At 68.4% G+C, this 18,703-nt stretch carries 17 protein-coding genes; 5 read left to right on the top strand and 12 right to left on the bottom strand.

What is annotated here, in order from left to right:
• Positions 1 to 11 precede the first annotated feature (11 nt).
• The 8 genes from LG334_RS06085 to LG334_RS06050 form a co-directional block, all read right to left on the bottom strand.
• A complete protein-coding gene (locus tag LG334_RS06085; protein ID WP_404384294.1) occupies positions 12 to 785 on the bottom strand; it encodes a peptidoglycan-binding protein in 774 nt (257 codons plus the stop codon).
• A gap of 298 nt (positions 786 to 1,083) precedes the next feature.
• Complete coding sequence (gene ortB, locus LG334_RS06080; RefSeq protein ID WP_404384292.1) at positions 1,084 to 2,493, bottom strand: 2-amino-4-oxopentanoate thiolase subunit OrtB; 1,410 nt, start codon at positions 2,491 to 2,493, stop codon at positions 1,084 to 1,086.
• Complete coding sequence (ortA, locus tag LG334_RS06075) at positions 2,490 to 2,801, bottom strand: 2-amino-4-oxopentanoate thiolase subunit OrtA (RefSeq protein ID WP_404384290.1); 312 nt, start codon at positions 2,799 to 2,801, stop codon at positions 2,490 to 2,492. The genes ortB and ortA overlap by 4 nt, the downstream gene beginning before the upstream one ends.
• Positions 2,798 to 3,841, bottom strand: a complete 1,044-nt coding sequence (gene ord / locus LG334_RS06070) for a 2,4-diaminopentanoate dehydrogenase (protein ID WP_404384288.1) — start codon at positions 3,839 to 3,841, stop codon at positions 2,798 to 2,800. The genes ortA and ord overlap by 4 nt, the downstream gene beginning before the upstream one ends.
• 41 nt (positions 3,842 to 3,882) lie before the next feature.
• Positions 3,883 to 5,169: a TRAP transporter large permease gene (locus LG334_RS06065; RefSeq protein WP_404384286.1), complete on the bottom strand. Its 1,287-nt coding sequence runs from the start codon at positions 5,167 to 5,169 to the stop codon at positions 3,883 to 3,885.
• Positions 5,166 to 5,702, bottom strand: a complete 537-nt coding sequence (locus LG334_RS06060) for a TRAP transporter small permease (RefSeq protein ID WP_404384284.1) — start codon at positions 5,700 to 5,702, stop codon at positions 5,166 to 5,168. The genes LG334_RS06065 and LG334_RS06060 overlap by 4 nt, the downstream gene beginning before the upstream one ends.
• Before the next feature lie 85 nt (positions 5,703 to 5,787).
• A complete protein-coding gene (locus LG334_RS06055) occupies positions 5,788 to 6,840 on the bottom strand; it encodes a DctP family TRAP transporter solute-binding subunit (RefSeq protein ID WP_404384282.1) in 1,053 nt (350 codons plus the stop codon).
• Between the two features lie 238 nt (positions 6,841 to 7,078).
• The gene (locus LG334_RS06050) at positions 7,079 to 7,993 is read right to left on the bottom strand and encodes a LysR family transcriptional regulator (protein WP_404384280.1); all 915 of its coding nucleotides are present in this window, start codon (positions 7,991 to 7,993) and stop codon (positions 7,079 to 7,081) included.
• Positions 7,994 to 8,131: 138 nt separating this feature from the next.
• On the opposite strand from LG334_RS06050, the gene LG334_RS06045 reads away from it, so the two are divergent.
• Positions 8,132 to 9,622 (top strand): M81 family metallopeptidase, encoded by a 1,491-nt coding sequence (locus tag LG334_RS06045; RefSeq protein ID WP_404384278.1) that lies wholly within the window; start codon positions 8,132 to 8,134, stop codon positions 9,620 to 9,622.
• 152 nt (positions 9,623 to 9,774) lie between these two features.
• On the opposite strand, the gene LG334_RS06040 is transcribed toward LG334_RS06045, so the two are convergent.
• Together LG334_RS06040 and LG334_RS06035 are read right to left on the bottom strand one after the other, a co-directional pair.
• Positions 9,775 to 10,146 carry a plastocyanin/azurin family copper-binding protein gene (locus tag LG334_RS06040; RefSeq protein ID WP_404384276.1) on the bottom strand — a complete coding sequence of 124 codons (372 nt, stop codon included), beginning with the start codon at positions 10,144 to 10,146 and terminating at the stop codon, positions 9,775 to 9,777.
• Positions 10,147 to 10,291: 145 nt separating this feature from the next.
• Positions 10,292 to 11,644 (bottom strand): protoglobin domain-containing protein, encoded by a 1,353-nt coding sequence (locus LG334_RS06035; protein WP_404384274.1) that lies wholly within the window; start codon positions 11,642 to 11,644, stop codon positions 10,292 to 10,294.
• Positions 11,645 to 11,974: 330 nt separating this feature from the next.
• On the opposite strand from LG334_RS06035, the gene LG334_RS06030 reads away from it, so the two are divergent.
• From LG334_RS06030 to LG334_RS06020, 3 genes are all read left to right on the top strand, one after another.
• Positions 11,975 to 13,270: a glycosyltransferase gene (locus LG334_RS06030; RefSeq protein ID WP_404384272.1), complete on the top strand. Its 1,296-nt coding sequence runs from the start codon at positions 11,975 to 11,977 to the stop codon at positions 13,268 to 13,270.
• A 115-nt stretch (positions 13,271 to 13,385) separates the two neighbouring features.
• Positions 13,386 to 14,717, top strand: a complete 1,332-nt coding sequence (locus LG334_RS06025; RefSeq protein WP_404384270.1) for a hypothetical protein — start codon at positions 13,386 to 13,388, stop codon at positions 14,715 to 14,717.
• On the top strand, positions 14,714 to 15,847 hold the full coding sequence (locus tag LG334_RS06020) for an HlyD family secretion protein (protein ID WP_404384268.1): 1,134 nt from the start codon (positions 14,714 to 14,716) through the stop codon (positions 15,845 to 15,847). Before LG334_RS06025 ends, LG334_RS06020 begins: the two co-directional genes overlap by 4 nt.
• Here the strand turns inward: LG334_RS06020 and LG334_RS06015 are convergent.
• Complete coding sequence (locus LG334_RS06015; RefSeq protein WP_404384266.1) at positions 15,797 to 17,107, bottom strand: nucleotide sugar dehydrogenase; 1,311 nt, start codon at positions 17,105 to 17,107, stop codon at positions 15,797 to 15,799. The genes LG334_RS06020 and LG334_RS06015 overlap by 51 nt on opposite strands.
• A gap of 331 nt (positions 17,108 to 17,438) precedes the next feature.
• Between LG334_RS06015 and LG334_RS06010 the strand changes: the two genes are divergently transcribed.
• Entirely contained in the window at positions 17,439 to 17,888 is a 450-nt protein-coding gene (locus LG334_RS06010) for a cupin domain-containing protein (protein ID WP_404384264.1), read from the top strand.
• Positions 17,889 to 18,159: 271 nt separating this feature from the next.
• Here LG334_RS06010 and LG334_RS06005 read toward each other — a convergent pair whose 3' ends face one another.
• The gene (locus LG334_RS06005; protein WP_404384262.1) at positions 18,160 to 18,564 is read right to left on the bottom strand and encodes a DUF302 domain-containing protein; all 405 of its coding nucleotides are present in this window, start codon (positions 18,562 to 18,564) and stop codon (positions 18,160 to 18,162) included.
• Positions 18,565 to 18,703 lie beyond the last annotated feature (139 nt).

The raw sequence follows: 18,703 nt of genomic DNA, 5'->3' as shown, positions 1-18,703 counted from the left end.
CGCATCAAGCCTCAGAAGATCATTCGAAGCGCATCGCCAATGCCGATGTTTTCGCGCGCGCGGGAGAGTTCCTTGAGCGTGATCTTGCCGTCCTCGTTCTCATCGGCAAAGGCCAAGTCGCTTTCGATCCGCTCTCTCCACTCGGCACGGGTCAACTTGCCGTCGTCATTCATATCGAGAACGCTGAACAGCTTCTGCAGCAGTTCCCGGTCGGCGTCTTCAGGTACGACCTTGTCCGGCAACTTCGTTGTGACAAAGTCGTCCTTGGAGATCGGGTCGCCGGCGGCACCGGCGAGAGCGTCGTACACCTGATCGCTTTTGGCACGGACGTCGTCCAATGTAATGTAGAACCCTTCAATGACGTCCGGCGGAAGCTCAATCGTCTCCTGAGTCGAGCCGCCGCGGCTTCCAGCCGCCTCACGAACCTGATCGGAACGGGTTTCGGCCGCGTCGGACGACGCCATGTGATCCAGCAGCTCCTGGTCCGGCTGTCCGGTAACCGGCAGACCGTTGTCCCGCTGATATGCACGGATCGCGTCGCGCGTCCTGCTGCCCAGCACGCCGTCCACGGAACCAGCCTCATAACCCGCGCGGTTCAGGTCCCGCTGAATCTGTTCGATCGTGCGGTCGTATGCCGCCTTTTGGATCAGAGACCCTCCGGAATTATCGCTGATGCGCGGCGTCAAAATGACCGCACCCGCGGTCGAAACGCTCAGGAATATTGCAGTGAAGACGCAAAACATACCCAAGGAAGTTGTAGATATTTGGCGGATTGTTTTCCTCATGCGTGTCCTCCGGACCCTACAAAAGGTTTGAAGGGCTGGACACCGCACCGGCTCTCCAGCACTTCAAGTTCTCTCGTTGAGATGAAACTCAACTGACCTGCCGCCAGTTCCTTTGAACGGGTCCATCAAGCCGACGGACAACGCCTTCGTCGAGAGCTTCAACGGCTCGCCCCCTCTGTGCCAACGCCCTTGCGACACTCTGTTGGGTGTCGTTTAGTGAGTTCGGCAGAGGGGAAGCCGAGTGACCTGCTCCCCGACGCTTGCCGCTCCCCGACCTTGAACCATCCCAGGAAGGAAATCAGGGCAGCAGACGGGAAACGGACTCCGGCGCCAGCCGGGTTTCCTCCGCCAGAAAGGCGACGTCCACGTCGTCGGCCGCCCACGCCGGATCAGCCTGCCGCGCCTGTTCCGCCGCCTTGCGGATGAGCGACGCCCGCGCGCGGTTCAGGTCGAAGTCGCGCAGGGCGATCTGCTCCGGCCGTTCAGGAATGACGACGTCCTGGCCCGGCCGTTCCTCGTCGGGGTTGCCGCGCCGGATGGCGATGCCGTTGGCGCGCGCGAAGGTAAGCTGCGCCGTCGGGTGCTTGCCGGCGCCGGTGTATTCGGTCTCCTGCACCACGATGGTCTGGTCCTCGTCCATCTCGCGGGCCAGGGCGAAGGCGGCGGCGAGCGAGGTGTTGCCAGCCGGGCCGCGCTCCAGCCCCTCCAGTTGCGCCAGGGCCTCGGTCATGTAGAAAACCTCGCCCTGCTTCACCAGCACGTAGCGGTCCATGTAGCGCAGCACGCGGGCGGCGTTGCGCGGCACGTCGGCGCGGTCCGGCCAGGTGGCGAAGGGGACGCCGAAGCCCGTGTGGCCGGTGGTGAAGTGCTTGCGGTTGAAGTCCGTGTCGCTCGCCATGTGCAGGCCCGACAGGTCGACGCTGGCCCCGACCACCTGCGTATCCGCCGCCCCCGCCTTGCGCAGGCCGCGCGCGGTGCCGGTCAGGTTGCCGCCGCCGGCATGGGTGCAGACGACGACATCAGGCGCCCGGCCGGTCATCTCGGTGGTCTGCTCCACCAGTTCGTAGCCCAGCGGCTCGACGCCCGCGATGGCAAACGGCGTGTAGAGCGAGGCGTTGAAGTAGCCCGTTTCCTCCAGCACCCGCAGGAAGGTGTAGAACAGCTCCGGCCCGACCGAAAGCTGAAGAACTTCCGCCCCGTAGGCGTCGCATTTGCGGCCCTTCTCCAGGATTTCGGGCTGGCCTATGCCCCGGCTGTCGAACACCTCCTGCACCACGATGGCGTCCATCCCCCGCATGGCGCATTGCGAGGCGACGGCGGCGCCGTAATTGCCGCTGGTGGCCGAAACCGCGCCCTTGTAGCCGCAGGCCTGGGCGTGGTGGACGGACAGCGACGCCCGCCGCGCCTTGTAACTGCCCGACGGGTTGGCGGCCTCGTCCTTGACGAAGATGCGCGCACCCTTGCCCTTGGGCGAGGTGGCGCGGGCGAGCCGGGTGATGTTGCGCAGCTCCAACAGCGGCGTGTTGCCGACGCCGTGCCTGCGCTGGATGGCGCGGACCTCGTCGATGGAATAGTCCACCAGCCCCATCAGCCCCTCGTAGTCGAAGGACACGGGGCGGGTCATGAAGGGGCCGTAATCGACGCCCAGCGCGTTGCGCATGATGTCGAGCTTGCGACCCATGATGGCGGCGTAGCTGAAATCCTTCATCGCGTGCTCTCCTGCAGGATGCGGCGCAGTTCCGGGCCGACGGCCAGCAGCTCGGGCACGGCACGGCCGAAGTCGTGGCCGAATTCGGGATTGATCGCCTCCATGCGGCCCTCCAGTTCGCGGCCGATGAGCGTGCGGATGCGCACGCGGTCGCCGATGCGCGCCGCCTCGTCCAGCAGGAAGCCCTTGGCGCGCGCCTCCAGCGGCACGGCGCGGGTGTCGTCGGGCAGGTTGGGGGCCCGGTGGCCCGCCTCCAGCACAAGCCAGTGGATGCGGACCCACTCGCCGCGTGTCGCCGTGTCGGTCATGCGTTCCTCCGTGCTGCGGATTGCGGATCAAGGGTGGTCCAGGCCGTGGGGATGGGCAGGTCGGCCATGGTCCGAAGGCCGGGCGCCGCCGCCAGGACACGCGGGATCATGTTGACGGCCAGTGCCGCCGTGGCGGCGCCGCCGGGGATTTCGGGCGCCGAAGCCACGCGGATGGGCGGCGCGCCGTCGATGTGGATGGTGTCGCCGGTCTCCACCCCGGCGGCCTCGGGCCGCACCTGCTGGGGGTGTTCCAGCACGATCACCGCCGTATCCCCGCTGTAGCCGGTGGCGACATGGCGGCAGCCGGCGACCATGCCGGGCTCCACCGTCACGTGCGGCGTTTCGCGCCGGATGTCGGAGATGATGGGCTCGCGCGTTTCCTCCACCCGGTCGATGGTCCAGCCCAGCGCGGTTGCGATCATGCCCACCGACTGCGGAAAGCCGACGTGCCCGACGACGGAGCCGTCCGCCACGCCCGCCGCGAAGGCCTGCGGCGACAGGCCGACGCCCTGGGTGCGCATGACCGTCGGGCCGAACTGCGACAGGTCGTTGACGCGGCTGACGTGGATGCGATCCACCGTGGCGCAGGCGCCCGTCAGCGCCAGCACCAGGCTGTCCATGACGAAGCCGGGATTGACGCCCGTCCCCAGCACCGTAACCCCGGACGCGCGGGCGGCGGCGTCCAGCCCTTGCGCCAGAACCGGATCGGCGGCCCAGGGATAGGCCATTTCCTCGGCGATGGTAATGACGTCGGCGCCGGCCTCCACCGCCCGGCGGATGTCCGGCGCCACGGCGGCCAGGAAGCTGTCGGTGGCGTGCAGCACGATATCCGGCTGGCGGGCGAGCACGGCGTCGGCGTCCTCGGACACCACCGCGCCGCAAGGCTCCGCGCGCCCGGCCAGTTCGGCAACATCGCGTCCCACCTTGTCGGGGTGGCGGTCGATGGCGCCGACGATGGCGACGCCGGAGCGGTCGAGCAGCATGTCGGCCATGCGCAAGGCCATGGCGCCGACGCCCCACAGGGCGATCTTGACCGTCATCTCAAATCCTCTGTTCAGTGAAGAAAACCCGCCGCGCCGCGTCACCCAAACCCGAGCAGGCGCGGCAGGGTGGTGGACAGCGCCGGCACGTAGGTCACCAGCCCCAGCACGCCGATCACCACCAGCAGGAAGGGCAGGATTTCGCGCGACAGCACCTCCAGCGACACCTTTGACACCGTGCAGGTGACGAACAGGCAGGCGCCGAGCGGCGGCGTCATGAGCGCCAGGTTGATGTTGACGATCATCACGATGCCGAAGTGCAGCGGGTCGATGCCCAGGTCCATGGCGATGGGATGCAGGATCGGCCCCAGGATGATGAGCACCGCGGTCATGTCCATGAACATGCCGATGACCAGCAGCAGGACGTTGACGATCAGCAGGAACACCAGCGGGTTCTCACTGATCCCCAGAAGGCCCTCGCCGATGGCCTGGGGCACCTGCTCCATCGCCAGCAGCCACCCCAGAATGGCGGCGGCCGACAGGATGATGAACACGCTGCCGCTGGCCCGCACCATGTCGGTCAGCACCGCCGGCATGTCGCTCAAGGACAGGTTGCGGTAGACGAAGAACCCGACGAACAGGGCGAAGACAACCGCGACGGCCGCCGCCTCCGTCGGCGTGAACACCCCGCCCAGGATGCCGCCCAGGATGATGACCGGCATCATCAGCGGCAGCAGCGCCCGCTTGAGCGCGCGGCCCACCTCTGCCGTCGAGGCCGGGCGGCCCACCTTCGGCAGGTCCAGGCGCTTGGCCGAAACGGCGATGTAGACCATCAGACCCACGCCCACCAACAGGCCCGGCACCACGCCGGCGGCGAACAGGCCGGCGATGGAGACGTTCATCAGCGATCCGTAGATCACCATGATGATGCTGGGCGGGATGATCGGCCCGATGATCGACGACGCGGCGGTCACGGCGGCGGCGAAGGGGCGGCGATAGCCCTGCCGCTCCATGGCGGGGATCAGCATCTTGGCAAGCGCGGCGGTGTCGGCGACGGCGGCGCCCGTCAGCCCGGCGAAGAACACCGACACGACGATGTTCACATGCGCCAGCCCGCCGCGCAGCCACCCCACCAGCACGTTCGCCAGGTCCACCAGCCGATCCGTGATGCGGATGCGGTTCATGATGTCGCCGGCCAGGATGAAGAACGGCATCGCCATCAGGCTGAACAGGTCGATGCCCGAATAGAACTTCATGGGCACGATGCGCAGCATGGACAGCATGTCCATCTGCACCATGGTCAGCACCGCCGTCACGGCGAGCGCGAAGGCCACCGGCGTGCCCAGGAGCATGAGCACGAAGAAGGCGCCCAGCATGAACCACGTCATCGGCCGGCCTCCCAGTCCGCGTGGTCCTGGTCGGGCGCGTCCCAGTCGAAGACGCCCGCGCGCTCGCCGGTCGCCAGCATCGCCACCCGCAGGACCAGGTGCAGGCCCATGAGCGCGCCGCTCAGCGGAATGACCGCCAGCGGCACGGCCATGGGAATGCCCAGCGCCGGAGACGTCTGGCGCATCGCCTCCAGCGCCATGCCGCCGCCGATCCAGACCAGCACGCCCAGGAACACCAGGATCAGCGCCGCCACGACCACATCCACCACCTTGCGCAGGGCGCCCGGCAGCAGGCGCACCAGTATTTCCACGCGGACATGCTCGCCGTGGCGGATGCAGACGCTGGCGCCGATCAGCGCAATCCAGATCATCAGGTAGCGCGCCGCTTCCTCGGTCCACAGCAGCGGATCACCAAGGACGTAGCGCCAGAAGGTGCCGGCGACGACGATCGCCACCATGGCGGCGCCCGCGATCAGCAGCGGCACCATGGTCAGGCGCTCCAGGACGGCGGCGGTCTTGGACAGGCGGGACATGCGGACGGAACTCCCGGACGACGACGGCGGCGACGATGGACCGGCGGGCGGCGGAACGTCCTCCGCCGCCCGCCTGGCGTGGTCCTCAGTTCTGCGCCGGACCGGTCTGGGCGGCCTCGACCGCGTCGAGCAGGTCGTTGGCGAGCGCGGTGCCCTTCTCGCCCAGGTCTTCCTCGATGGTCTTCATGACGGCGGGAACCGCCTTGTCGCGGAACTGCGCCAGCTCGTCCCGGGTCGGGGCGTAGACCTCCATGCCGGCATCCTTCAGGAAGCCGACGCCGAAGTCGGTGGCCCGCAGGCTGAGCTTCGCACCCCGGCCGGCCAGCTTGGCGGCCTCCACGGCATCGTCGAAGATGACGCGCTCGGCGTCGCTCAGGCCGTCATGAAAGCTGCTGCTGGTGACCCACCAGTCGGCGCCGAACAGGTGGTTGGTCAGCGTGGCGTACTTCTGCACTTCCTGAAGGTTGCCGATCGCCATGATGGGGATCGGGTTGTGCTGCCCCTCGACCACGCCGGTCTGCAGCGCGCTGTAAAGCTCGTCCCACGGCACCGGCGTCGCGGCGGCACCCAGGCTTTCCATCATGGCGATGTGGCTGGGCACGGACATGGTGCGGAACTTGATGCCCTTCATGTCCGCGGGCGTCTTCACCGGACGTTCGCTGTTGGTCAGCACGTAGAACCCGCCGGCGTTGACCGCCAGCAGCTTGAGCCCCGTCTCGGCCTCCATGTCGTCGGCGAGCTTCTGGCCGAAGGGACCGTCGAACACCTTGTAGGCGGTCGTCACGTTGGGCAGGGCGAAGGGCAGGTCGATGGCGTTGATGGCGGGATAGAACCCGGCCAGCCCGCCGATGGACGCGATATTGACCTGGATGATGTTGTTTTTCGTCAACTCCATGCGCTCGCGCTGGTTGCCCAGGTCGCTGGCGGCATGGATGTCGACGCTCATCTCGCCGTTGGAGCGGCTTTCGATGACGTCCTTGAACACCAGCGCCGAGATGTGGGCGGCAGAGCGTTCGGCGTCGGCGGGTTCCTCGTGGGCGATCTTGATGGTCTTGGCGTCGGCCGCGCCGGCCAGGCCGCCGGCCATCAGGGCCCCGGCGAAGACACCGCTGATCAGGGTGCGGGCGAATGCGTTCATATGCGAAAGCCTCCGGTAAACGATGAGAGCCTCGGCGGCCGCCTTTTCCGGCGGCCTTGTGTTCGTGTTGGTGCGCTGCGGCACGCGGAAGGCTTTGATGCCGGGCACCGCCGCCTTCCGGAACGGCACCCCTGGGACACGCCCGCGGATCACCTCCACGGCCTCATCAAGGCTCGCGTCCAGGAGGGTTCGGCAACAAGCAGCATTTCGCGTCATCGCGTTCGCAATTCGGCAACACTCAGGGCATCGGCGTGCTGGAGGACTCCGCCAGAAGCAGCCCGGCGCGGCTGAGGAAGGCGCGCGTCGCAGGCGGCAGGATGCGGCCCCGGCGCACCAGGATGCCCACCCGCGCATCCCGCAGATTGGCGTCCGCCAGCGGCACCGCCCGCAGACGCCCGGCGCGCACGTCCTTGTGGACCGAGGGCAGCGGCAACAGCGTCACGCCCAGACCGCGCGCCGCCATTTCGCGCAGGCCCGTGATGGAATCGCTGGTCAGCACGGGGCGCAGCGCCAACGAGTCGGCCCGCGCCACCCCGTCGATCAACTGCCGAACGCCATAGCTGGAATCGGGCGGGATGATAAGCGGCAGGTCGACGAGGTCGCGCAGGCGCGGCCGGTCCGGCAGCCGGAACCCCGCATCGGGCGCCATGACGGCGTGCAACGGCTGCACGGCTTCCTGGTAGACCTCGACGTCGCGGTGCGGCCGGGGATGGAAGGCGAAGCCGACGTCCACGGCATCATCCGCCACCGCCCGCACCACGCCCACGGTACCATCCGTCAGGACAGAGAGGGTGACGTCGGGCATGCGCGACCGGAAGTCGGCGACGGCATCCGGCACCAGGTCGCCGATCAGCCCCTCCACCGTGCAGACGCGGATATGGCCCCGGTGGCGCCCGGCCAGGGCATCGATCTCGCCGCGCACGCGCTCCAGGTCCAGCATGGTGGCGCGGGCGTGATCGTGGAACAGCCGCCCGGCCTCGGTCAAATGGACGCCGCGGGCGTGGCGCTCGAACAGCGGCGTTCCCAGCGTCGCCTCCAGGTTCGCCATTTGCCGCGACAGCGCCGACGTCGCGAGGTTCAGGCTCTCGGCGGCGCGACGGATGGAGCCCAGGCGGGCGACCTCGCAGAAGTACCGGATGGTGGTGTCGAACATGGGCCGGAGCGCCTGCCTCTTTGGAAGGAGGAGAAAGGAAAGGGTTGCATTTGGCGGCGGGAACGCATAGCCAGGAAATGGACACGCCCGCAAGGACCACTTCCCGGCCCAAGATGACATTGGGTCAGGGAGACGCGCATGCCCAAGCGTATTCTGGTCGGGCAATTCATGCACGAGACGAACACGTTCTGCCGGACGCCGACGGATGTCGACGCCTTCCGGCGGTTCTTCTGTTTCGAGGGCGACGCCGTCCTGTCCGACCTGCGCGGCACCAACAGCGAGGTGGCCGGCTTCATCGACACAGCCGAGGCCGAGGGCTGGGACCTGGTGCCGACCGTCGCCTGCTTCGCCACCCCCAGCGGCCCCGTCACCCGCGCGGCCTGGGAGCACTTCGCCGGCACGATCCTGGAAACCGCCCGCGCCCGAGGCCCCTTTGACGGCGTGATGCTTTCCCTGCACGGGGCCATGGTCACGGAGGACGACCGCGACGGCGAAGGGGCGCTGATGGCGGACCTGCGCCGGGAATTGGGGCGCGACGTTCCGCTCGTGGCGACGCTGGACCTGCACGCCAACGTCACCGACCGCATGGCGGACCTGGCCGACGGGCTGGTGTCCTACGCCACCTTCCCCCACGTCGACATGCGCGAGACCGGCGCCAAGGCCGGGCGCATCCTGGCGAGCGTCTTCCGCACCGGCCGCCGGCCGCGCGTGACCCTGGCCCGCCGCCCCATGCTGACGGCGGCGGAGGGCGGACGCACCGACACCGGCCCCATGGTGGGGCTGCTCCAGCAGGCGCGGTCGCTGGAAACGCGCGACGGCGTTCTGGACGTCAGCATCAATGCGGGCTTCGCGCTGGCCGACACGCCGCAGACAGGCCCCACCGTCACCGTCACCACCACGGGCGACGACGCCGAGGCGCGCGAGATCGCCGAAAGCCTGATGGATGCCATCTGGCAGGCCCGCGACCGCGTGATGGAGCACTACTTCACGGTGAACGAGGCGGCGGCACTGGCGCGGGACTTCGATTCCTCACGCGGGCCGCTGGTCATCGCCGACTTCTCCGACAATCCCGGCGACGGCGCCTACGGCGACGCCACCGCCCTGGTCTCTGCCCTCATCGCGTACGATGTGCAAGATGCGGCCTTCGGCGGCCTGCACGACGAGGCGGCGGCTATCCACCTGCACGAGGCGGGCCTGGGGGCGGAGGTAACGCTCGCGCTCGGCGGCCACAGCGATCCCTCCATGGGCGGCGGGCCTCTGAGGCTCACAGGCACGGTGGCGTACCTGTCGGACGGCAGTTTCGTGTGCGACGGTCCCATGTGGAAGGGCATGAGACAGTCAACAGGGCGCAGTGCCGTGTTCCGCGTGGGCGGCGTCGACATCCTTGTGACGAGCAATCTGGTCCAGGCCATCGACCGTCAGATGTTCCTGGCGAACGGTATCGACCCGCAGCGCAAGCGCGTGGTGGCGCTGAAGTCGCAACAGCACTTCCGCGCGGCGTTCGAGCCCATCGCCGGCAAGGTCATCCTGGCCGACAGCGGCGGTCTGGCGTCGCCCGACTTCGCCCGCCTGCCCTACCGCTTCGTGCGCCGCCCGCTGCATCCGCTGGACCCGTCGTTCAACGGCTGACGGGTTTTCCTGCGGACGCGGCTCTACCGGTGACTGATCCGTTAACAAGTCGAAGAAAGCCCAAGAACCCTCGGGCCTCCATCAACATTCCGGGGAAAAACCTGTAAGAACGCCCTCAAGCCTGCAACAGGCGCCGCATCTGGGGCCGCCCCCTACTCCACGACGATATTGCCGATCATGCCGGCGGCCTCGTGCGGAATGCAGAAGTACGTGTACTCGCCCGGCACGGTGAAGGTGTGGCTATAGCTGCCGCGCGCCTGGATGGAGCCGGAATCGAATGGCTCCGCACCGTCCGGCAGGCGGACATGCGCCCGGTCACTGGCCTTGGCGGGATCGGCTGTCACCGTGTGAACCAGATCGGACGTATTGTCCCAGCGAACGGTGTCGCCCGCGGAGATGGTGACCGTCTCCGGCATGTAGTTGAGGCGGTTCGTCATCTCGACAACCGTTTCAGCCGCGACGGCCGGCACGCTGGCGATGACGGCGGTCGCGAACGCCACTACAGCGACTTTCCTGCGGTTCATGGCTCTCGTCCTCCTGTGCTGTCCTGGCCGATCAACGGCGGATCGCACGGCCTCGTTCTGGAGAAGTGCGGCGCCAGGGGCCGAGCCGCGACGGTCTGCCCACCGGGACAGGCGTCGCCGTTGCCGCCCGCCCTGGCGGCGGTGGTCAGGCCGTCCGGATCTTGACCAGGAACGTGTCGACCTGCTCGCGCAGCCCCTGCGACTGGCCGGTCAGCGTCTCGGACGCCGTCAGCACCTCGCGGGCGGCGTCACCGGTGGTGGAGACGGCGGTGGAAACCGACCCGATGGTTTGCGTGACCTCCCGCGTGCCCGTAGACGCCTGCTGGACGCTGCGGGCGATCTCGCTGGTGGCCGCGTTCTGCTCCTCCACCGCGCTGGCGATCGACCCGGAAATCTCGCTGATGCGGGTGATGGTCCGCCCAATCTGCTCGATGGCGCCGACGGCTTCCTTGGTCGCCTCCTGCACGTCGCCGATCTGGGCGGCGATGTTCTCGGTTGCCCTGGCGGTCTGTCCGGCGAGGCTCTTGACCTCATTCGCCACGACCGCGAAACCCTTGCCGGCATCGCCGGCCCGCGCCGCTTCGATCGTGGCGTTCAGCGCAAGCAGGTTGGTCTGGCTGGCGATGTCGTTGATGAGCCGCACCACCTCGCCGATGCTGTCGGCCCGCTTGGCGAGGCCGTTGACGATGTCGCTGGTGCGATCGGCTTCGGCGACGGCCTCGCGCGAGATCGTCGTGGCCGTCGCGACCTGCTGGGCGATCTCGCGGATGGAGGCGCTGAGCTGGTCGGCGGCACTGGCGACCGTTTGGACATTGGCCGAGGACTCCTCGGCGGCTGACGCGACGGCGGCGGTCTCCTCGCTCGTCGTCCGCACGGTGTCGGTCATGCGGTCGGCGGTCTTCTTCAATTGACCGGCGCCGCCGGCGACGGCCTCGACCAGCGTGCGGACCTCGGTCTCGAAAGCGTCGGCATAGGTGTTGAGTTTGGCGGCGGCGGTTTCGCGCGCGGTCTGGATATACACCGAAATGGCGATGTCCATGTCCAGGAACACCGCCTTGTTGACGGCGGCGATCAGTTCCGCCGCCTTTTGCGGCTTGCGGCGGCAGGCGGCCTGGATGACCTCGACCACGCGGTTCACGGTGAAGCAATAGCCGCCCATGTACCAGCGCGGCTCCAGGCCCACGCGCTCGTGAACGCGACCGATGATAGTGACCTGCTTCATGTAGCCGTCGCCGAACTCGCCGGAGAACACGTTCTCCATCCAGTGGCGCCGCTGCATCTCGCGGGCATGGGCCAGGCTGGCCTGCCCGCCGAAAAGCGTCATCAACTCGCGTTCGCTGCTGAGGTGCCGATAGAAGCCATCAAGGATGGCATCCACGTGCGGCTCCAGCAGGGGGCGCACCTCTCTCAGCAGTTCGCGAGTGCGTTCATCGATGCCGAGGAAGGACAGGCGGCGCGTGCGGTCAAGGTCGACTTGGGCGGTGGAGGCGGTCATCATGTCTCCGGTCTGATGGATGTTTGTCCGAGTTCTTCAGTGCGACATCGCGCCACAAGCACTCGGTCGTTCATGCTCTAGCGGTGAGATCGCTGGCGCTTCCCGCACGAAAGCGTAGCGTGATTACCTCACTTGCATGATCAAGATTTACCACAGACGTATCCTTTTGGACCCCCTTTATATCCGAACGCGGAAAATATTATCGTTGCCTCCGCGTGGCATATTTTCGGCCACCCGGTTTCCCGCAGCGTGCGGACACCAGGATCACCCGTGGACGTGACCCGGCGGAGCCTTCATACGATCGACGGCGTTATACCTCCATCGGAGGTTCCGTTGATCGACACCGCCCTGCACTTCCTGTTCGGACTTCCGCCGGAGCAGTTCATCCGCACCTTCTGGCTGCTGGTCCTGGTGGAGGTGCCGCGTTTCTTCGTCAGCTACGCTGTCGTCATCGGCGCGTGGCTGTTCGGGCGGGAGCACGCCCCGCCCGCCTTGCCGGCCCGCCGCAGCGAAGGCGCTGATCCCGCCCTGGGCGTATCCGTCCTGGTGCCGGCCCACAACGATGCGGACAGCGTCGCACGCACGGTCACGTCATTGCGCGAGCAGCCGCACCGGCCGCTGGAGATCATCGTCGCCGACGACGGCTCCACCGACGCGACGGCCGCAGTCTGCCGCCGGCTGGAGCGGCAGGGCATGATCGACCGGTACGTGCGCGCCGAAAGCCGGGGCGGCAAGTCCTCGGCACTGAACACCGCCCTCGCGCTGGCCCGCCAGCCGATCCTTCTGCTGACCGATGCCGACACCACCTTCGACCGCGATGCCGTGGCCGTCGCCGCCGGGCATTTCCGCGATCCCGACGTGGGCGCGGTCGGCGGCACGCTGCGGGTCCGCAATGCGGATGCGACGCTGGTCACCCGCCTGCAGCAAATCAACTACTTCATCGCCATCATGGCCGGCCGGTTGGTCAACAACATGTTCGGGTTCTTCTTCGTGGGCTCGGGCGCCTTCAGCATGTACCGGCGCACCGCCGTCAGCGGCGTCGGCGGCTGGGATTTTGGCCCGGGCGAGGACGGCGACATGATGGTGCGGCTGCGGCTGGCGGGCTGGACGGCGCTGTTCGAGCCCCACGCCGTCTGCCGCACCATCGCCCCCGAAAGCATCGCCCGACTGATCCGCCAGCGGGTCCGGTGGAACCGCTCGCTGGTCCGCAACCGCTTCCGCAAGGCGCGGCGCTACGCCCTGGTGCCGCGCCAGAAGGCCTTTGACGGACAACTGGCGGCGGGCATGGTGGACGGGTTCATCTTTACCGCGCTGATTCCATTCCTCTTCCTGGCCTATCTGGTGGACCAGTTCCTGCTTTACGGCATCTGGTTCATCGCGGTGCTGCTGGCTGTGCAGATCATGTACGTGACGCTCCAGGTGGTGAAGTACCTGCTGCTTCTCGCCCTGTCGCCGGACAAGCGCACGGACCTGCGCTACCTGCCCTACGTACCGCTCTACACCGTCGCCAACGTCTACCTGTTGCGGTGGGTAAGGCTCTACGCCGTCGTCAACGAACTGGTCTTCCGCGGCTCCTACAAGGACCCGTTCGTGCCCGCCAAGGTGCGGCGGCAGGTCCCCCGGTACTGACCTCCGGCACCTTCTTCCGCCGCAACGGACGAGGCGTCCGTCCGCGTTAAAGGCGTAGGAGGTATGCCTTTTGACCGAGACGACAGCACCGACCCGACAGGAGAACGGGACCTCCGTGCGTCTGTTCGTGCGGGCGGCCCCGGAGGTGCCCCTGCCGTCGGCCCTTCGCCTGCACTACGATCTGGTGGAGGACCCGGAGCGCGCGGACGTGGCCGTCTGCCTGGGCGCGCCCGACGCCGCCCTCGCGCCGGAGCGGCCGGCGTGGGCGGGCCTGATCCCCGTGGTCGCGCTGGAGACGCGGTGGCCGCTGGCCGATGACGAACTGGATACCTTCGACGCCGGCCGCTTCACGCAAGCCGTGCGGGCCGGGCTGGCGGCGGGCGCGCGGTATCGCGACGTCCCGGCGGCGGCGCGGGCCAAGGCGGCGGAAGATCCCTACCTCGGCCTGCTGGCCTTCATCCACATGCGGGACGGCGCCTCCGCCCGGCTGGACGATGCCGCAGGCCCCGGCGTCGCCTGGCCGTTCGAGCGCCTGGCGCCGTCGCGCGGCGACCTGGGCGGCGGAGCCCTCGTCGCCGACCTGGGCGCCGCCGGCTACGTCTCCCGCACGGTGAACGACGCCGGGCACCCCTGCCCCGAGTGCGGCAGCCTCAAGGCCCTGCTGCGGGACGTCTGCGCCACATGCGGTAGCCCGGACATCGGCGAGGAGATGCTCGTCCACCACTTCACCTGCGGCTACCAGGGGCCGGAGCAGACCTTCGATGCCGAGGGCGACCTGTACCGCTGCCCCAAGTGCCGGCGGACGCTGCGCCACATCGGCATGGACTACGACAAGCCCGGCGCCATCACGGTCTGCCGGGCCTGCGATGCGCGGGCGGAGGAAACCGCCGTGGCCGGCCGCTGCCTGTCGTGCGCCGAACGATTTCCAATCGATCGCAGTCCGCGCCGGTTCCTCTACGACTACGCCGTCACGCCCAAGGGGCTGGACGCCCTGTTCTCCGGCGTGATCGAGTTGCAGGACCCGCACGCCATCCTGTCGCGCTTCGTCTCGCTGGTGGGGCTGGAGACGCTGCTGTCGGTCGGCCGCAAGCTGCGCGCGCTGGGGGAGCGGCGGGCGTTCGGCAGCAGCGTGCTGACCATCGACGTCGGCGCCGAGACCGATCCGGCGGCCCGCGGCGACCTGGCGCGGCGCGTCGGCGAGGAACTGGCCGCCCTGCTGCGGACCGAGGACACGGTGGCCTACCACATGTCGCGGCTGACGGTCCTGCTTGCCGGGGCCGGGCCGGAGCATGGTCCCGATGCCGCCGACCGGCTGCGCCAGGCCCTGGGCCGGGTGTTCTCCGACACGGTGGTGGAGGCCATGGATATCCACTGCCGCCCGCTGGATGCCTTTCTCGAGGGTGACCGCCCCGACCTTTCTGAAAAGGGGGCGGAGGACGAGGCATGAAGCGCATCGCCCCACGGCGCCCGGTCTATCGCACCCCCTCCGACCCGCGCCGGGAGTCGGTGCGGCTGGGAAAGTACATCTACCTGACCCTGCTGATCGCGTTCCTCGCGGTGCTGGGGCATGTGCTGATCGGGCACCTGTACGTGCTGCGCGGCGACGGCTTCGTGCTCGCCCGCCAGCGGGCCGTGGCGCTGCCGTTCGAGGCGATGGTGGAGGACGTCATGGTGGCCGACGGCGCGCGGGTGCGGGCCGGCGAACGGCTGTTCCACTACGTCAGCGTGCCCCTTCTGTCCGACATCACCGAGTTGCGGGTGCGGCTCGCCGACCTTGAGCGCCGGCGGCGGGAACGGGCGGCGGACCTGGAGGTGACGGCGGCGGAGCTTGAGGTCCTGGAGGATTATGTCGCGCGCCTGACGGACATGCGCAATCGCCTGGACACCCTGCGCGAGCAGGGGCTGGCGGAGAACGAGCGGTACGGCGACGTCCTGCGCTACCGCCTGCAGGCGGCGCGCGACCTGGCGGGCCTGCGGGCCGACCGGACGGCGGCGCGCGAGGAGGTCGCGGCGCTGCAGGAGACCATCGCCCGGCTGCGGACCGAAGTCGACCGCCTGCGCGACGTCTACGGCGACGGCACGGCACGGGCCCCGCGCGACGGCGTGGTGGCCGGGCTGGATGTGGTCGCCGGCGAGGTTCTGGAGCCGGGCCGCGAGGTCCTGCGCGTCTTTTCCGGGCGGCGGTACCTGGGGGTCTTCTTCGAGTCCGCGTCCCTCGTCGGTGCCGAGCCCGGCGACCCGGTCCTGGTGGACCTGCCGGGTCGCACGCTGGAAGTGGGGCGCATCGCCGACCTCCGGGCCGTCTCACCCCGCCTGCCCGCCGAGTTCCAGCCGCGCTTCAAGCCGGCCGACCGAGACCGGCTGGCGGTCGTCCTGCTGCCGCCGGGCGTGCTGCAGGCCCATCCGGTCCTCAGCACGGTGAACCTCTACAAGCCCGTGGGCCTGGAATGGCTGGTGGACCCGCCGGAGGTGGGGCCGCCGCCGCCGCTGTTCCGCCCGGCGCCGTCTCCCGGCCCGGCGGCGCGTCTAGAGCCGCCACAGGTCGACGCCACGGGGAACGACGCCGGGCTCGATTAGCCCCGGCACGTCGGCCACCACGCCGGCATCCGGTCGGGCCAGCAGGTGCGCGACCAACGGCCAGCCGCCCTCGCGGAAGGCCCGGTGCGCCACCGCCACCAGCACGCCGTCGGCGGGGGCGCACTCTTCCGGCGCGGTCAGCGGCTCGGGCGCCGTCGTGCGCGGCACCACCGGGTCCACCACCTGCACCGTCACATCGAACCGCCGCAGATGCGCGATGATGTCCAGCACCTTGCTGTTGCGCACGTCGGGCACGTCGGGCTTGAAGCTGAGGCCCAGCACGGTGACCACCGGTGCCCCTTCAGTGCGTCGGCGCATGAGCAGGCGGAGCATTTCGTTGGCGATGAACTCGGACACGCGCTCGTTCACGCGGCGCGCCGTTTTGACAAGGTCGGCCTCCGCGCCGGCGCTTTCCGCGCGGTGCGCCAGGAACCACGGGTCGACGCCGATGCAGTGCCCGCCGACGAGGCCCGGCGTGAAGGGCAGGAAGTTCCACTTGGTCCCCGCCGCCGCCAGGACATCGCGGCTGTCGAGCCCCAGCCGGTGGCAGATCAGCGCCATCTCGTTCATCAGAGCGATGTTCACGTCGCGCTGGGTGTTCTCCAGCACCTTGCTGGCCTCGGCCACGGCGATGGAGGGTGCGATGTGCAGCGGCGCATTGATGACGCGGCCATAAAGGGCACGCAGGCGGTCCGTGGTGGCGGCGTCGCTGCCGGCGAGGACCTTCGCCGTGTTCGTGAAGCGATGGTCCGTGTCACCGGGATTGATCCGCTCGGGGCTATAGCCGACCCCGAAGTCGCGCCCGCAGCGCAGGCCCGACGCCGTCTCCAGCACCGGGATCAGCGCCTCCTCGGTCGCGCCGGGATAAAGCGTGCTCTCGAAGACGACGGTCCCGCCCGGCCGCAGGTGCCGGCCGACGGCTTCCGCCGCCGCCCTGACCGGCTTCAGGTCCGGTGTGTGGGCCTCGGTCACCGGCGTCGGCACCGTGATGATGTGAACGTCGGCCTCCGCCAGGGCGGCCGGATCGTCGGTCAGGTGCAGGTCGGCGGCCTTGAGGTCCGCGGCGGAAACCTCTCCCGTTGCGTCCACACCACGCGCGAGAGCCCGCACGCGGCGTGGATCGGTGTCATAGGCGATCACCCGGTCGGGGGCGGCGGACGCAAAGGCCAGCGCCACCGGCAGGCCCACATAGCCGATGCCGACGACGGCGATGCGAGAGCGGCCATCAAGGCGGGACGCGCGGTCGTTCGTGGTAGTCATGCACCACAAACGGAGCGCCAAGGCGGCGCGTTCCGTAAAACGTTGGTTCCCGTCATCGGCATCACGACGATCGGGATGCACCACCAGGCACGCCCCTTGGCAATCGCACGCGGACGGGCGCCCTACAGGTCCCCGCCGGCCCGGCAGTCCGCGCAATGTTGTCCGGCGGACAGTCAAATAAGAACGATGAAGATGTCAAAGATACCAGCGGCGCACCGTCAGAATTATTAGGTCGTGCGCATCGCACACATTAGCTAGATAAAATGCGGAACGCGCATCCTGCCGTCTTGTTCATTACCGGTCAGCGGGGGAATGGGATCGGAGAGAGAAAATGCGACAGCTTCTACTTGCCTCCGCCGCTGCCTCCATGCTCGTCGCTGGCGCAAGCGGCGCGGTCGCTCAAGACGCCAAGGGCCTTGAAGAGATCGATAAGCCAGCATCCCAGCTCGATGAGGTCTTGGCCGAAGAGGTCGAGCTACCGGCCGGAACGCACAAGATCCGGGTGGTCACGGCGACCGTTGAGCCAAAGACCGCCGCAGCGTGGCACACTCATCCGTCGCCCGTTTATGTCTTCGTCGAGGAAGGCTCGCTTTCGATGGAAGTCGAGGGCAAGGAGGTGAACGAGCTGACAACTGGGGAAGCGACCGCGGAGCCGCTGAACACCCGGATGCGGGTCGTGAACCGCGGTGACGAGACTGCCAAGGTGGTGGTTTTCCAGGTCAGTCCCGTCGATGCCGAGTTCCTTGAGCAAGAGGCGAAAGGCAACGACACGGCTCGGTGACCGGTCCGTCCTTGCGACATCCGCGGTGATGTTCCGGGGGCGGCAGCGCGGCGTCTAACCACAAACAGCCTAGGCCCGCGCTGCCGCTGCCGGTGGAGCGCGGGCCCCTGGTATTGGTCCTGTGGCAGACTTTAGCGGCCGACGTTGATCATGGCGTCACAGGCGGCGCCGTGCCGCATGGCGGCCTCCTGGAGCAGGAAGGTCGACACCTTCAGAGAGACCACGACGACGTTTCAGGAGTATGTCGGCGGGAGCGGCCGGACCGCCGGCGTCAGGCCGCCTGCCCCCGCTCCAGCCCCTCGACCACCCGCCGCAGGGCCTCGCGGACCTGGCCGGCGATGTCGCCCAGCGCGGGATTGTCCACCGCCTGCATGGACGCCACGGGGTCGACGGCGGAGACACGGGTCTTGCCGCTCTCGTCTTCCTGGACGACGACGTTGCAGGGCAGCATGACGCCGATCTCCGGCTCGGCCTGAAGGGCCTGATGCGCCATCTTCGGGTTGCAAGCGCCGAGGATACGGTAGGGGCGGAAATCCACGTCGATCTTCTTCTTCAGGGTCTCCTTGACGTCGATCTCGCTCAGGACGCCGAAACCTTCCTGCTTCAGGGCCTCGGTGACCGTGGAGACGGCCGCGTCGAAGGGCATGTCGAGCGTGGTGCTGAAGGTGTAGCTCATGGCAAGGCTCCGGGTCTCAAGAGGATTCGAGGAACATTAGACGCTTGCCATATAGGGCGCGTTGCCGGGAAGCGAGCCCTCCGGTAACGGTTGCCGCCGGGAAGGCGGGCGGAAGCAGTAAAAGCGGCGGATGCGCCAC

It is taken from the genome of Caenispirillum salinarum (assembly GCF_044803115.1).
GTDB lineage: Bacteria > Pseudomonadota > Alphaproteobacteria > Rhodospirillales > Rhodospirillaceae > Caenispirillum > Caenispirillum salinarum_A.
Note: the sequence above shows the minus strand (reverse complement) of the source record. Positions and strands in the feature narration are given on the sequence as shown.

Excerpts from the sequence above, each read along its gene's own strand:
- LG334_RS06010 (WP_404384264.1), top strand. The coding sequence starts at position 17,439 with ATGCGACAGCTTCTACTTGCCTCCGCCGCTGCCTCCATGCTCGTCGCT.
- LG334_RS06040 (WP_404384276.1), bottom strand. The coding sequence starts at position 10,146 with ATGAACCGCAGGAAAGTCGCTGTAGTGGCGTTCGCGACCGCCGTCATC.
- LG334_RS06015 (WP_404384266.1), bottom strand. The coding sequence starts at position 17,107 with ATGACTACCACGAACGACCGCGCGTCCCGCCTTGATGGCCGCTCTCGC.
- LG334_RS06050 (WP_404384280.1), bottom strand. The coding sequence starts at position 7,993 with ATGTTCGACACCACCATCCGGTACTTCTGCGAGGTCGCCCGCCTGGGC.
- LG334_RS06020 (WP_404384268.1), top strand. The coding sequence starts at position 14,714 with ATGAAGCGCATCGCCCCACGGCGCCCGGTCTATCGCACCCCCTCCGAC.
- LG334_RS06060 (WP_404384284.1), bottom strand. The coding sequence starts at position 5,702 with ATGTCCCGCCTGTCCAAGACCGCCGCCGTCCTGGAGCGCCTGACCATG.
- ord (WP_404384288.1), bottom strand. The coding sequence starts at position 3,841 with ATGACGGTCAAGATCGCCCTGTGGGGCGTCGGCGCCATGGCCTTGCGC.
- LG334_RS06085 (WP_404384294.1), bottom strand. The coding sequence starts at position 785 with ATGAGGAAAACAATCCGCCAAATATCTACAACTTCCTTGGGTATGTTT.
- ortB (WP_404384292.1), bottom strand. The coding sequence starts at position 2,493 with ATGAAGGATTTCAGCTACGCCGCCATCATGGGTCGCAAGCTCGACATC.
- LG334_RS06055 (WP_404384282.1), bottom strand. The coding sequence starts at position 6,840 with ATGAACGCATTCGCCCGCACCCTGATCAGCGGTGTCTTCGCCGGGGCC.
- LG334_RS06005 (WP_404384262.1), bottom strand. The coding sequence starts at position 18,564 with ATGAGCTACACCTTCAGCACCACGCTCGACATGCCCTTCGACGCGGCC.
- LG334_RS06045 (WP_404384278.1), top strand. The coding sequence starts at position 8,132 with ATGCCCAAGCGTATTCTGGTCGGGCAATTCATGCACGAGACGAACACG.
- ortA (WP_404384290.1), bottom strand. The coding sequence starts at position 2,801 with ATGACCGACACGGCGACACGCGGCGAGTGGGTCCGCATCCACTGGCTT.
- LG334_RS06035 (WP_404384274.1), bottom strand. The coding sequence starts at position 11,644 with ATGATGACCGCCTCCACCGCCCAAGTCGACCTTGACCGCACGCGCCGC.
- LG334_RS06065 (WP_404384286.1), bottom strand. The coding sequence starts at position 5,169 with ATGACGTGGTTCATGCTGGGCGCCTTCTTCGTGCTCATGCTCCTGGGC.